Raw genomic sequence first — 12774 nt, forward strand, 5'->3', positions numbered from 1 at the left:
AGCCGCAGCCATTAAGTTGACGTAAGGGGCGCCGGAAATCACCGGAGCGTCGACGTAAGCCGCTTCCAACATGTCACCGGCCACCCAACGCGCAGGTCCTGATCCGGGGCACCTATGGGAGAAAAACCCGTTGTGATTGGATCCAATGGTGGATACAATCACTTCAGGTGTATCAGCGAAAGGCAGTTATGACCCAGCTAGCAGCACATGAAGCGCAACAAACCATGGAAGACCTCAGGACAAAGGTCCGTGCCTTGGCAGAAGATTGGTTCAGGGAATCTGGAACCCGTCCACTCATGGATCCGTGGCTCCGTGGTTTTGAACCTGAGTTCAGTAAGCGGCTCTCCAGCGAGGGTCTCATCGGCATCACCTGGCCTGCGGAATACGGTGGAGGTGGAAGGAGTAACGCGGCCCGGCTCGCGGTGACGGAGGAGCTACTGCGCGCAGGTGCTCCATCGGCGGCCCACTGGATCAGCGAGCGGCAAATAGGTCCGGCAATCCTGCGGCACGGCTCGGCAGCCCTTAAAGAGGAGATCCTTCCAGGCATCGTTTCGGTGGACAATATCTTTTGCCTGGGCATGAGCGAGGAGCATGCCGGGTCTGACCTTGCCGCGGTCCGCACCCGGGCGGAGAAAGTCGATGGCGGCTGGCTCCTGACGGGGCGCAAGATGTGGACCGGTTATGCCCACAAGGCCACGCACGCCTACGTGCTTGCGCGCACTTCCGACGGTGTGCGCAAGCATGAAGGGCTGAGCGAATTCATTGTTGATATGGGCGAAGGGGTAAGTGTTACCCCCATTCTCAACATGGCCGGCGAACATCGCTTCAACCAAGTTGATTTCCGCGACGTGTTTGTCCCCGACATCAGATTGCTGGGCGCGGAAGGCAATGGCTGGCGGCAAGTGGTGGAACAGCTGTCCTTTGAACGAGGCGGCGCCGAGCGCTATCTCTCCAGCTATTTGCTGTTTACCGAGCTTCTTCGTCGGCTGCGCAAGACAGGGATCGGGCTCCAGGAAATGGTGGGCTCCCTCGTGCAGCGCCTCACGGTGCTGCGCCATCTTGCATTCCTGACAGCTGAAGCCCTGGACCGGGGTGAGGCCCCCATCCGCCAGGCAGCAGCGCTGAAGCTGTTGGGAAACCAGTTCGAGGTAGACATTCTTGAGTCGTTCCGGAAGACGTTGCGTCCCGAGGACCTAGCTCGGACCAGCAACTACTCCATTGGCGTCCAGTCTGCTCCCGGGTTTGAGCTTCGCGGGGGATCCGTAGAGGTCTTATTGTCAATCATCGCCAAAGAGGAAGCCCGACCATGAGCTATTCCACGCAGTCCGCTGCCTACCGCACTGCGGCATGGGTGCTGGAGCACGAAGCTGACGCAGCTACCCTTGCTGATGGCCGGTCGCTACAGCTGACCGATCAAACTGTGTCTGGAGTCCTTCGTGGCGTCCCTGTGGTGGACAGGACGAAAACACTTTTGATCCTCGCCGCTGATGACTCCATCGTGCGGGTCAGCCTCGTGCGCCCCGGCGTCACCGTTGAAAGGCTTGACGCCCTGGGAGACGGGCAGAGTGCCAATATTGATCTTCAATCAGTAGCTTTCACCGTGGTTGCAACGACATCGCGGCCGGCGGCCGAAGCTTGCTATCTGGCTCAGAGCACCTACGACCTCGCACGCGAGGCATCCAAAGCCTACGAGCTTACCCGGGAGCAGGTGAAGACGAGGGAGCAGTTTGGCGCACCCTTGGTAAAGCTTCCAGCCGTCGCCTCCAATCTGGCACGCATGCGCGTCCTGCTGACACAGATCGATGCTGCCGTCTCAATGCTTGAATACGAAGGCGAACCCGCCCGTGATGCAGCCGAAATTGGACTGATCTACCGTGTTGCACGGGCAACGGCATCGAACGCCGGAACTGAACTGGCCCGACTGGCCCACCAGCTCCACGGAGCCAAAGGGATCCGCGAAGACTATGCGCTTCATCAGTACACCCGCAGGATCTGGGAAAGCCGGGACCTCCTCGTTCCAGCGGCGGAAAACCTCGCTGCCCTGGGCCGTCATGCTCTGGGGAGTGGCGAGGACAAGGTGTGGGCGGAGACCACCCCGGCAAGAGCATGATGTAGAGTCCGGCGTCGTTCAAATACGCAGGCCCCAGGGCAAGGCTGACGGAGGATCCCTGCGTTTGCTCCCCAACATGCTGAAGGTCCGCAGACACTGTGTCTGCGGACCTTCAGCATGTTTCTAGAGTCTAGGTGCTCAGGATTGCGCGCGTTAGTGCCCCGGCCCAAGTGAATGCCTGGGAGCCTCGGTTGATCCAGCCGGCTTGTGCCATGAATCCATGACCCACACCGGGAAATCGCATCATCATCACAGGCACCGAGGAATCGCGCATTCGTGCCGCGTATTGCTCTGCACCGTCACGCAGGGGGTCCATTTCGGCGGTCACGACAACGGCCGGCGGTAAACCCACCAGGTCACGCGCAAGAGAAGGCACGCCGTCAGGTGTGTCCGCGCTTTCGTCCTCGCCCAAGTAGAGCGCCTTCATCCACTCGACGTCGGAGACTTTGAGGAAGGGAGTATCGGCGAACTCCTTCAAGGATGCACTCCCGGAACTTGCTCTCTCAAGCCCGGGATACATCAACACCTGTATTGCAGGTACTTCACCGCCAGCATCGCGCGCGCGCAGTGCCACCGATGCAGCCAGGGATCCGCCCGCACTGTCACCTACCAGTCCGATTCGTCCCGCGGCAATGCCAAATTCCTTGTGTCCCTCGACGAGCCACCGCCAGGCGGCATAGGCTTCGTCGTTGCCGACAGGATACGTGAACTCGGGCGCTAGCCGGTAGTCCACGCTGGCAACCACCGCCCGGGTCTCCGTTGCAAGGCGTCGGGCGAAGTAGTCGAACGAGTCAACGGACCCCGACATCATCCCTCCGCCATGAAAGTAGACTAAGGCGGGGGAAGGAGCCGTGATGCCAGGGGGCCGGTACAGCCGGACCGGAATCTGTCCGTGTGGACCCTCGATTGCCAGGCAGGTGACATCACGGATCCGGGGCTCCTCCGGCTGTGGTGTGGACTCAACCAGTTGCCGCGTAGCTCCGACCCCGGTGCTTTTCAGGCCACCGGGCCTGTGGGGCATCGTGGCAAGCAGTTGCGTAACGTCGTCATCATATGCAGGCATTTAGGAACCTCGTTACTGATACTGCAGGAATTCGACCAGGTAACCGTCTGGACATGTCATAGAGCCGATAAGCAGGCCTTTCAGGTGTGGCAATTCGCTGGGAGGCGAAACGACGGTACCACCATGTGCTGCTGCAACTGCCATCCGCTCATCGACGTTGTCGCAGGACATGACCAGTTTGCGAAGACCATCGCCATGCACCACAGCCGAGTTCTCCTGATGGTCCTCGATGAGCTGAACCGCGCTTCCCTCAAGTCCGGGGACCTTAAGAATCACGGACTCGAAGCGTTCAGTGGGGATTCGTGTAGTCTCCTCAAGCCCGCACCCCTGTATCCAAAAGGCCAGCGCCTGATTCAGGTCCGCGACCCGCAGAGCCACCGTCTCGATTCGAAGGTTGCCAGTATTCATGAAGTCTTTCCTCTTTCTCGCAGTGCCGTCTACCGAGTCTGTGATCCGCCGTTGAAATCCACAGTCTGACCAGTCAAGCCGGCTGCTTCATAAGAGGCCAGGTACGCGCAGGCGGCACCTACTTCGAAAGGATCCCCAAGACGACCGATGGGAATGGTGCGCAGCAGCTGCTGGATCCTCTCGGGGGGCATAAATTCCGCCAGGTTCTCCTGGTGCCCCAAGGCCAGAATGTTCGCGGTTACTCCGAACTGACCAACCTCCGCGGCGAGGTGCCGCATGAAACCTTCAATGCCGCTCTTACCGGTTGCATACATCGAGACCCCGATGTTCTGACCTGTGCGCGCGGATCCGGAGGAGATCTGAATGACCCGGCCCCAACCCCGTTCACACATCCCGTCGATAACGGCCTTGGTGGTGTTCAAGGAACCATAGATGTTCAGGTCAATGGGGAGTCTCCACTGCTCGGGCTCCAAGTCACGGAACGGTCCGCTCCAATTACCCTGGGCGATGCCAGCATTGTTCACCAGGATATCGACGGCACCACCCAGCTCGGCCTCTGCGGCGCGTATTGCCCCCACAACGCTATCCATGTCAGTTACGTCGAACACGGACGCGACGGCCGAAAGGCCTTCACCCGTGATCTCTGCCGCTACCTTTTGGGCTCGTTCCTCATGGAGGTCGTTCACAATAACCTTGGCGCCCGCGCGGGCAAGAACGGTGGCAATACCGGCCCCTACGCTCTGGCCCGCTCCGGTCACCAGGGCAACACGATCCGTAAGTTCAAACATAAAAGCTCCTCGCCAGTCGGCTCCGATCCAAGTGTGACTTATTGCACTGGGCCGGTAAAATAGTAGCTGCATTGGGATCCAATTTAGGATCCAGTTTGTTATGCTATGCCCATGAGACTCAAATCACAACAAGCAAGCACGCGGTTCAATGAGGGAACTGCAGTCGTTACCGGCGCAGCAGCCGGGATCGGTGAAGGGCTGGCTGTCTATCTGGGCAGCCTCGGTATGCGCGTCGTTGTCGCGGACATCAACCGGGAGGCTGCCGAGCAGGTAGCACAAGGGATTCGGGCCTCCGGAGGTGACGCTGAAGCTGCGGGGCTTGATGTCACAGACTATGACGCTATGGACCGGTTAGCAGCACACCTCTTTGAGCGTCACGGCAGCGTTGAGCTGCTCATCAACAACGCGGGTTTAGAGAGTGCAGGTTTCCTGTGGGAGGTTGACCCCGATCGATGGAAACAGGTGATGTCGGTAAATATCACCGGTGTCTTTCATGGGATCCGCGCCTTCATGCCCCGGATGATTGAAGCCGGAAAACCTGCAGTCGTTGCAAATCTGGCGTCGGTTGCAGCATTGACCAGCACGCCCGTTCAAGCCCCCTATACGGTCACAAAACACGCCGTGCTTTCCCTCACCGAAAGCCTGCACCAGGAAGTCTCCCTCATCGGCGCGCCCATCCAGGTCAGTGCCGTGCTTCCCTATTCGATCCGAAGCTCCATTTTCGTTGCGGCGAGCAGGGAAGCGCCTACCACCAATGACGTTGCAAACGCAGTCTTCGCCCAGATGCAGAAGGACAATGTCGCGTTCGGACGTGATCCTGTAGATGCCGCCGAGTACATGCTGAACCAGATAGCCCGCGGAGAGTTTTGGGTTTTTTCAGAGCATGAGTACGCCCCTGCGATGGCCAGTGCCCGCGGACAGCTACTCAGTACACTGTCCGACCCGCAGGATCCGCGGGAACAACTGTCCCTCATGGGAGTGGAGGTATCAAAATGAATAGCCAGGAGTCGACCATCGTCCGTGACCGCATCCGTTCCGCCCTCGAAGAATCACGGAATCGCGGGGAAGAAGCGATTCAGGTGGCTGCTTATCTCGATGGGCAACTAATCATCAATGAAGCCATAGGCGAAGCCAGGCCAGGGCAAGCCGCCACCACCTCGACGTTGTTCCCGGTATTCTCCGTCTCCAAGGCACTGACGGCCACCGCGCTGCATAGGCAGGCAGAGCTGGGCCTGGTTGATTATGAATCTCCGGTAGCCAAGTACTGGCCCGAGTTCGCTGCCCACGGCAAGGAAGCCATTACGGTCAGGCACGTCCTCAGCCACCGCTCCGGGATCCCATGGATGCCTGAAGGAGTGACACCAGAGCTCCAGGCCAATTGGAGCTGGATGATTACGCAGATTGAGCAGACACAACCGTCCTATGGGGCCGGCAGCACCAACTGCTATCACGCCCTGATCTGGGGCTGGATCGTCGCTGAAATTGTGCGACGTACCGATACGATGGGGCGGCCGTTCGAACAGTTCCTGCGGGAGGAGGTTCTGGACCCGATCGGAGTCACGGACGCATATCTAGGCCTGCCCGAGTCCCAGGATCTGCGCGTCGCGACCCTCCTTGGGGGCAGTGTTCCATTGGCTGGACCGGAGGACTTGTACCTTCACGGAATGCCACCAGCCGTCTTCCCGGGCTCAGTCGTCTATAACACCGCCCTCTCCCGGCGAACTATCAACCCCGGCGCCGGAATCATCGCTGACGCAAAGAGCATTGCACGCTTCTTCGCTGTCCTCGCCGGCCGCGGAGAACTGGACGGGGTGCGCTTGTTGAGTGAGGACCGGGTTCTTAGTTTCACTGAGCCCCGTCCCGATACGGAGCAACCAGACGCCTACATGGGGGTCCCAGCACACGTGGGAACTTCCGGCTACTGGGTGGGCGGACCTGCGCCCGCAGGTTACGCACTACTGGGAGACAACCCGCAGCTCTTGCATCACCCGGGTGCAGGCGGATCCATTGGATGGGCCGAGCTGGACACCGGCCTCGCCGTTGCCATCAATCACAATTTCATGCGGGATGCCGCAGGCGAGGATCCGTTTACGCCAGTTGTTACAGCAGTGCGGGAAACCGCGGCAGAACTGCTGGGGAGGGTAGGGGCCGTATGAGGACTCCCACGCTTCAGAATCTGGCCGACCAGCAGGCACTGCTGGACCTCGGGATCCGCTTCGCGATGTCCGCGGACCATGAAGAGACAACAAAACCAACAGCAGCTCTATTCGCTGAGAACGGCATCTTCGAAGTAAATGGGCAGAAAAACACAGGTCGCAAAGCCATCGAAGACTTCCTTCAGAAAATGCGGGCAAACGGTTTCGCAGGTCCTGGTGTCGGGACCCGACACCTCATATGCAACGCCCGCGTCGTGTTTGACGAGCACGGCGGAGCACAGGGAAGCAGCGAATGGCTTCTGCTCTCGCCTGAACAAGCAGGACAAAAGGCCTCCATTCTGGCCTCGGGCCGATACCTGGACAGCTACGAAAAGATGAACGGCGAATGGGTATTCAGCCACAGGAAGGTTTCTTGATGAGCGAGCAGCATGCAGCGTCAGCGGAGGGGCACATCCGGAACGGTGTCGGCTGGCTAACACTCCGCAACCCGCAACGCAAGAATGCCATCACTCTGAACATGGCGGCAGCCATGAGTGATTTCTGCCTGAAGCTTGAAGAAGATAAGTCGGTTGGAGCCGCCGTGATCCGCGGGGAAGGCGGATACTTCTGCAGCGGGGCTGACACTCGTGATCTTGCGGCTTCATCGGAGAATCCGGCGTCGGAGGAATCCGTTGCCCGCCTCTCGGCGGTCTATCGAAGTTTCGTACGTTTTGGTGAACTACCCATTCCGACAATTGCGTTTGTCGAAGGAGGAGCCGTGGGAGCCGGCCTCAATCTGGCTCTTGCAGCAGACCTGATGGTCGTTACTCCCGACACCGAGCTCCAGAGCGGCTTTCTCGCCCGGGGAATCCACCCTGGCGGCGGCCATTTCAGCCTTCTCGGGAAAGCCGGGGGTTGGTCCAAGACAGTAGCAATGGGTATTCTCGGGCAGCCACTTCGAGGTCAGCAGATTGTGGATGCAGGCCTCGCCTTCACTTGCGTTAACGCCAGCGAGGTCGATGGCCTCTTGGAAGAACTGACGAAAAACGCCATCGTAGATCCTGTTCTGACCCGTCGAGCCATGAACAGTGCACGGCTTCAGCTCGGGCCGCAGGCTCTGCCCTGGGCTGCGTCACTGGAAGTGGAACGCGGGGTCCAAATGTGGTCCATGGCCCGCAAGGGTCAGAAAGGGTGGACCAGTAATCAGCGCGAGCTGAGAACTGAGCAGTCTGGAGTGAGAGGAGCCTAGCGAGGCTGGTTCCTCTCGCTTTCATGGGGCAGGCCGCTAACCAGCCTCCCTGATCAGAACTGCTTTTATGTAGATTCCATTGTCAAGGGCATGGGGAAGCCAGTCCCGGGTGGGTGACGGCCTCGGACTGGTTTCCCCAAGTGTTGTCGGAACCGCGGGGCGGGGTGTGGGCCTGCGGTTGGGATCACGCCCAAGCACTCAAGTAGGCCCTGCAGATGAATGCTTAGGCATGAAAATGCGCGAAAACCTGGTACCTGTCACACCGGAGAAGAATTTGTCTTGAAGAGAACCCGTCCGCTGAGATCCAAAGGGCCGAATCATCGGGCATGACTGCCTCGACAGTTCCTTTACGGACAAACTTGCCGTCTTTCCAGATTTCCACTCGCTGCCCAAGAGCGCGTTGCCAATCTGGTTGCAGGTGAAGGTCCATTTCTTGCTCCTCACTGCACGCGATCGATGTTGCAGCTCTGCCGAGCTTTTCGGGGAGCCGGCGGTGAGGCGTCGTAGCCGTTGCGTAGAGTTGATGATCCGGGTGATCATCCGACGCCCCACCGCAGGAATTGGGGCAGTGGGACTGCCAGCTATAGGGAACGCTGCTCGTGGCCGTTGTATGCACTGAGCGGGCGGATCAGGGAGTTTGCTGCTGCCTGTTCGATGATGTGTGCCGTCCAGCCCGTGATGCGGCTCGCGACGAAAATGGGTGTGAACGTCGGGGTGTCAAAGCCCATGAGGTGGTAGGTGGGTCCGGCCGGGTAGTCGAGGTTTGGTTTGATGGCCTTCGCCTCGTCCATGGCCTGCTCAAGGCCGTTGTACAGGCCCAAGAGTTCGGACCGGCCGTAGTGCGCGATCATCTTGTCCAGGGCTGCCTTCATGGTGGGAACGCGGGAGTCGCCGTTCTTATAAACGCGGTGGCCGAAGCCCATAATTTTCTTCTTCTGGGTCAAAGCGTCTTCCATCCAGGCTCTGGCTCTCGCCGCGGCTTCCTCCATGGATTCTTCGCTGCGGATGCCAATCTCCTTGAAGGTGTGCATCACAGCTTCGTTGGCGCCGCCGTGCAGAGGACCTTTGAGGGCGCCGATGGCAGCAGTCACGGCCGAGTGGAGGTCCGAGAGGGTGGAAGTCACCACCCGGGCGGTGAATGTTGAGGCGTTAAAAGAGTGCTCCGCGTACAGAATCATCGAGACGTCGAAAGCCTGGACTACCTCGTCGACGAAATCTTCGCCGAAGGTCATCCACAGGAAGTTGGCCGAATATCCGAGGTCCCCGCGGGGTGCAAGGAGGTCCTGGCCACGCCGGCGGCGCTGGTCGTACGCCACCACGGCCGGCATTGCGGCCCAAAGGTCGACGGCCTTTTTCATGTTGGCTTCAGGCGAAGAGTCCTCCGCCAGGGGGTGACGGGCACCCAGCACGGAGGCCGCCGTGCGGCAAATGTCCATCGGGTGGGCATCGGTGGGCAAAGCGTCGATAATGGACTTCAGTGCAGGATCGAGTGCCCGGCCGGCCCGTTCGCGGGAGGTGAATTGGGCAAGTTGCTCAGGCACAGGCAGTTCGCCGTTCCAGAGCAAGTAGGCGACCTCTTCGAAACTGCACTTGGCGGCAAGTTCCTGGACCGGATACCCGCGATACAGGAGCGAGTTGGTTTCTGCATTGACCTGTGAGACGGCGGTGTAGTCCACCACGATGCCGGCGAGGCCTTTTTTGATCTCTGTGTCAGCCATGCTGAACTCCTTTGTTGCAGTCCGTGTTTTAGCGAGTCTTGGGGATCTGGAAGTTAAAAATGCCGGAATCGAATTTGTTGTAAGCCTCGTAGTCCACGAGGTCGTAGAGGCGGGCCCTGGTGAGCATTTCAGGTACGCGTGCCTGCTGGGTTCCCAAGCTCTTGAGTGTGTCCAAAACCTTTTCAGCGGCGCCCATGGCACTGCGAAGCAGGGTCACTGGGTAAATGACCATATTGACGCCTACTGCGTGAAGCTGTTCCACGGTGAAGAGGTCGCTTTTCCCGAACTCGGTCATGTTGGCCAGGATCGGCACGTCCACGGCGTCGCGAATAGCACGAAACTCGTGCAGGTCACGCATGGCCTCGGGGAAGATCGCGTCAGCTCCTGCGTCGACCAGTGCCTTCACGCGGTCCTTTGCAGCCTGCAGCCCGTCCACTGCGCGGATGTCGGTGCGGGCCATGATGAGAAAGTTCGGGTCCCGGCGGGCGTCGGCGGCGGCGCGGATGCGTTTAGTGGCGGTGTCCAGATCCACCACGTTCTTGCCGTCGAGGTGGCCGCAGCGTTTGGGGTTGAACTGGTCCTCGATGTGGCATCCGGCAAGTCCTGCGTTTTCGAGTTCCTGGACGCTGCGGGCTACGTTCATGGGCTCCCCGAAGCCGGTGTCTGCGTCCACAAGGGAAGGCAGGTCGGTCATGTGGGCGATCTGCCCGGCACGGGCGGCGACTTCGGTGAGGGTGGTCAGGCCTATGTCCGGCAGGCCGAGGTCGTTGGCAAGGACGGCGCCGGAGATGTAGACGCCCGCGAAGCCTTTCTCCTCGATCAGCCGGGCCGAAAGCGGGTTGAACGCGCCTGGGAACTGGGCGGTCGTCCCGGACGCGAGGATTTCCTGCAGCTTGAGACGCTTCTGCTCGGGTGTGGTTCTTGAGTAGAGCAATTAGAACAGTCCCTTCGGCGCCGCGGCGAGGTCGATAACGCCGGGGGCGGCGGTGATGTTCAGCTCGTCAAGTTCGCCGGAACCCAGTTCCGGGAGGCGTTCGACGGCGGCCAGGAACCTTTCAATTTCAGACTCTTCCACGAGACCGGCCGCCAGCGTCCGGAACTTGTTCACGTACTGTTCCCGGGTGAAGGGGCGGGCACCGAGGGGGTGCGCGTCGGCCACGGCAATTTCGTCCTCGATCACGGTGCCGTCAGCCAGGGAAATCTCCACAGAACCGCCGAAGGCCTTCTCTGCAATGTCCAGTGAATGGTAGCGCCGTGTCCACTCGGGATCTTCCTCCGTGCTGACCTTCTGCCACAGGTCCACGGTGTCCGGGCGGGCGGCGCGTTCGGGGGAGTACGAGTCCACGTGGTGCCAGGCGCCGTCCTGCAGGGCGACCGTGAAGATGTAGGGGATGGAGTGGTCAAGAGTTTCCCGGCTGGCGGTGGGGCTGTACTTCTGCGGGTCGTTGGCGCCGGAGCCGATGACGTAGTGGGTGTGGTGGCTCGTCTTGATCAGCACGGATTTCACGTTGGCCGGGTCCGTGGCCTCGGGATGTTCGCGGTGCAGTTTCCGGGCCAAGTCGATCCAGGCCTGCGCCTGATACTCGGCGGAGTGCTCCTTGGTATAGGTGTCCAGAATGGCACGCTTGGGCTCGCCGGGCAGGGGGAGCGGCACTTCGTAGGAAGCGTCGGGTCCGTCGAGCAGCCAGGCGATAACGCCATCTTCGCCTTCGTAGATCGGCACCGGGGAGGTCTGTCCGCGCATTGCCCGATCCGCGGCCTCAACGGCCATCTTCCCGGCGAACGCGGGGGCGTGAGCCTTCCAGGTGGAGATCTCGCCCTTGCGGGACTGCCTGGTTGCGGTGGTGGTGTGCAGCGCCTGCCCCACAGACTGGAAGATGGTCTCGACGTCGAGCCCCAACAGGGTGCCGATGCCGGCCGCTGCCGACGGCCCGAGATGAGCCACGTGGTCGATCTTGTGCTTGTGCAGGCAAATCGCCTTCACCAGGTTGACCTGGATCTCATACCCCGTGGCGATGCCGCGGATCAAGTCCTTGCCGCTGGCGCCCACATGCTGTGCCACGGCCAGGATCGGCGGGATGTTGTCGCCCGGATGGGAGTACTCAGCGGCAAGGAAAGTGTCGTGGTAGTCCAGCTCACGGACGGCCACGCCGTTCGCCCACGCAGCCCACTCGGGGGAAACCCGATCCGTTATGCCAAATACCTTCGCGCCCTTGCCCCCGGTGGTGGGTGCGTGGGTGAGGGCCTGGGCGCGGGCGGCGACGATCGGCGCCCGGCTCATCGACGCAATCGCTACCGAGGCGTTGTCGATGACCCGATTAATCACCATGTCGGTCACTTCGGCCGCTACCTCGACGGGGTCAGCGGCTACCACGGCGATCTTGTGCGCCAACTGGTCCTCACGGGGAAGGTTTTCCTCGCTTTTGTACACGCGGACGTGGTGCTTCTTAACCATGGGGCTCCTTCGAGAGTGAGGGGTGAGTGGCTTTGATGTGGGTAAGGCTGCGGTGCAAGTGGAGCGTGGTGGCTGCCTCGGCGAGCCTCGGCTTTCCATCTGCGATGGCCTCGGCGATGGCTGCGTGCTCGGCGGCTGCGGCAGTGAGCCGATCGGCGTCTTCCGCGGCCAGCCGCCGGACCCGCACCAGGTGCACACGGAGAGTCCGCATTGCGTGGGCAAGGTAGGAGTTGGATATGGCCGAGTCGATCGCCTCATCCAACCGGCTTACCAGCGCATAGTAGGTAAGTCGGGCAGGGTCGGCTGCGGTGAGGAGCATTGGAGCATCCCGAAGCTCCCGATGGAGCGAAGCAAAGACATTGGCGTTTCCCCGCTCGGCAGCCAGAGCTGCCGCTCTGCACTCCAGCATTTCGCGGAGCTCGAATAGTTCGTCGATGTCGTCCAACGAGATGTCAGTGACGACGACACCTCGACCACCGGCAGCCTGGGTGAGACCCTCAGCGCTCAATCTCCCCAGAGCCTCCCGTAGCGGTGTACGGGAAACACCAAGCCGTTCCGATTGTTCGACTTCAGCCAGAACCGTTCCCGGCAGAAGACGCCACTCGACGATGTCATCACGAAGAATTTGGTAGGCCCGGTCACTAGCACGCATGGAAACCCACTGTATACAAAGAGCACATCCAGAGCAATACCCAAGGAGAATTTATGTATACAGAAGACGCTACAAGGGACAACTGATGACTAGCCCCGGGGCTCCCCGTCGCATCTGGAACGTACCAAATGCTGCGATGGCCCGGCAAAGGGGTTAGTGAAGGCGGAAGCGGGTTACCCTGCGTTGTATACACTAT

The 12774-nt window shown here is 60.4% G+C and carries 13 protein-coding genes; 6 read left to right on the forward strand and 7 right to left on the reverse strand.

Features of this window, described 5'->3' with window-relative positions; all coding sequences use genetic code 11:
• Positions 1-188: 188 nt before the first annotated feature.
• Together ACFVYC_RS14675 and ACFVYC_RS14680 are read left to right on the forward strand one after the other, a co-directional pair.
• Positions 189-1310, forward strand: coding sequence for an acyl-CoA dehydrogenase family protein (locus ACFVYC_RS14675; RefSeq protein WP_387551335.1), 1122 nt, complete (start codon positions 189-191; stop codon positions 1308-1310).
• Positions 1307-2110 (forward strand): acyl-CoA dehydrogenase family protein, encoded by an 804-nt coding sequence (locus ACFVYC_RS14680; RefSeq protein ID WP_387551338.1) that lies wholly within the window; start codon positions 1307-1309, stop codon positions 2108-2110. Before ACFVYC_RS14675 ends, ACFVYC_RS14680 begins: the two co-directional genes overlap by 4 nt.
• 130 nt (positions 2111-2240) lie before the next feature.
• Here the strand turns inward: ACFVYC_RS14680 and ACFVYC_RS14685 are convergent, their stop codons facing one another.
• The 3 genes from ACFVYC_RS14685 to ACFVYC_RS14695 are packed head-to-tail and all read right to left on the reverse strand — an operon-like array spanning position 2241 to position 4369.
• The gene (locus ACFVYC_RS14685) at positions 2241-3173 is read right to left on the reverse strand and encodes an alpha/beta hydrolase (protein ID WP_387551341.1); all 933 of its coding nucleotides are present in this window, start codon (positions 3171-3173) and stop codon (positions 2241-2243) included.
• 12 nt (positions 3174-3185) lie between these two features.
• The gene (locus tag ACFVYC_RS14690; protein WP_387551344.1) at positions 3186-3581 is read right to left on the reverse strand and encodes a VOC family protein; all 396 of its coding nucleotides are present in this window, start codon (positions 3579-3581) and stop codon (positions 3186-3188) included.
• Between the two features lie 29 nt (positions 3582-3610).
• The gene (locus ACFVYC_RS14695; RefSeq protein ID WP_387551347.1) at positions 3611-4369 is read right to left on the reverse strand and encodes an SDR family NAD(P)-dependent oxidoreductase; all 759 of its coding nucleotides are present in this window, start codon (positions 4367-4369) and stop codon (positions 3611-3613) included.
• 111 nt (positions 4370-4480) lie between these two features.
• Between ACFVYC_RS14695 and ACFVYC_RS14700 the strand changes: the two genes are divergently transcribed.
• The 4 genes from ACFVYC_RS14700 to ACFVYC_RS14715 are packed head-to-tail and all read left to right on the forward strand — an operon-like array spanning position 4481 to position 7753.
• Complete coding sequence (locus ACFVYC_RS14700; RefSeq protein WP_387551350.1) at positions 4481-5365, forward strand: SDR family NAD(P)-dependent oxidoreductase; 885 nt, start codon at positions 4481-4483, stop codon at positions 5363-5365.
• A complete protein-coding gene (locus ACFVYC_RS14705; protein WP_387551352.1) occupies positions 5362-6525 on the forward strand; it encodes a serine hydrolase domain-containing protein in 1164 nt (387 codons plus the stop codon). Before ACFVYC_RS14700 ends, ACFVYC_RS14705 begins: the two co-directional genes overlap by 4 nt.
• Complete coding sequence (locus ACFVYC_RS14710) at positions 6522-6941, forward strand: nuclear transport factor 2 family protein (protein ID WP_387551354.1); 420 nt, start codon at positions 6522-6524, stop codon at positions 6939-6941. Before ACFVYC_RS14705 ends, ACFVYC_RS14710 begins: the two co-directional genes overlap by 4 nt.
• A complete protein-coding gene (locus ACFVYC_RS14715) occupies positions 6941-7753 on the forward strand; it encodes an enoyl-CoA hydratase-related protein (protein WP_387551357.1) in 813 nt (270 codons plus the stop codon). The genes ACFVYC_RS14710 and ACFVYC_RS14715 overlap by 1 nt, the downstream gene beginning before the upstream one ends.
• A gap of 581 nt (positions 7754-8334) precedes the next feature.
• On the opposite strand, the gene ACFVYC_RS14720 is transcribed toward ACFVYC_RS14715, so the two are convergent.
• The 4 genes from ACFVYC_RS14720 to ACFVYC_RS14735 are packed head-to-tail and all read right to left on the reverse strand — an operon-like array spanning position 8335 to position 12578.
• Positions 8335-9471, reverse strand: coding sequence for a bifunctional 2-methylcitrate synthase/citrate synthase (locus ACFVYC_RS14720; RefSeq protein WP_387551360.1), 1137 nt, complete (start codon positions 9469-9471; stop codon positions 8335-8337).
• Positions 9472-9499: 28 nt separating this feature from the next.
• Positions 9500-10405 carry a methylisocitrate lyase gene (prpB, locus tag ACFVYC_RS14725; RefSeq protein WP_387551363.1) on the reverse strand — a complete coding sequence of 302 codons (906 nt, stop codon included), beginning with the start codon at positions 10403-10405 and terminating at the stop codon, positions 9500-9502.
• A complete protein-coding gene (locus tag ACFVYC_RS14730) occupies positions 10406-11926 on the reverse strand; it encodes an MmgE/PrpD family protein (protein WP_387551366.1) in 1521 nt (506 codons plus the stop codon).
• Positions 11919-12578 carry a GntR family transcriptional regulator gene (locus ACFVYC_RS14735; protein WP_387551369.1) on the reverse strand — a complete coding sequence of 220 codons (660 nt, stop codon included), beginning with the start codon at positions 12576-12578 and terminating at the stop codon, positions 11919-11921. Before ACFVYC_RS14735 ends, ACFVYC_RS14730 begins: the two co-directional genes overlap by 8 nt.
• Positions 12579-12774 lie beyond the last annotated feature (196 nt).

Origin of the sequence: Pseudarthrobacter sp. NPDC058329 (genome assembly GCF_042879835.1) — a bacterium.
Lineage (GTDB): Bacteria > Actinomycetota > Actinomycetes > Actinomycetales > Micrococcaceae > Arthrobacter.

Coding starts and splice junctions, on each gene's coding strand:
- ACFVYC_RS14735 (WP_387551369.1), bottom strand. CDS start 12,578: ATGCGTGCTAGTGACCGGGCCTACCAAATTCTTCGTGATGACATCGTC.
- ACFVYC_RS14685 (WP_387551341.1), bottom strand. CDS start 3,173: ATGCCTGCATATGATGACGACGTTACGCAACTGCTTGCCACGATGCCC.
- ACFVYC_RS14705 (WP_387551352.1), top strand. CDS start 5,362: ATGAATAGCCAGGAGTCGACCATCGTCCGTGACCGCATCCGTTCCGCC.
- ACFVYC_RS14720 (WP_387551360.1), bottom strand. CDS start 9,471: ATGGCTGACACAGAGATCAAAAAAGGCCTCGCCGGCATCGTGGTGGAC.
- ACFVYC_RS14710 (WP_387551354.1), top strand. CDS start 6,522: ATGAGGACTCCCACGCTTCAGAATCTGGCCGACCAGCAGGCACTGCTG.
- ACFVYC_RS14675 (WP_387551335.1), top strand. CDS start 189: ATGACCCAGCTAGCAGCACATGAAGCGCAACAAACCATGGAAGACCTC.
- ACFVYC_RS14700 (WP_387551350.1), top strand. CDS start 4,481: ATGAGACTCAAATCACAACAAGCAAGCACGCGGTTCAATGAGGGAACT.
- ACFVYC_RS14695 (WP_387551347.1), bottom strand. CDS start 4,369: ATGTTTGAACTTACGGATCGTGTTGCCCTGGTGACCGGAGCGGGCCAG.
- ACFVYC_RS14715 (WP_387551357.1), top strand. CDS start 6,941: ATGAGCGAGCAGCATGCAGCGTCAGCGGAGGGGCACATCCGGAACGGT.
- ACFVYC_RS14690 (WP_387551344.1), bottom strand. CDS start 3,581: ATGAATACTGGCAACCTTCGAATCGAGACGGTGGCTCTGCGGGTCGCG.
- ACFVYC_RS14730 (WP_387551366.1), bottom strand. CDS start 11,926: ATGGTTAAGAAGCACCACGTCCGCGTGTACAAAAGCGAGGAAAACCTT.
- ACFVYC_RS14680 (WP_387551338.1), top strand. CDS start 1,307: ATGAGCTATTCCACGCAGTCCGCTGCCTACCGCACTGCGGCATGGGTG.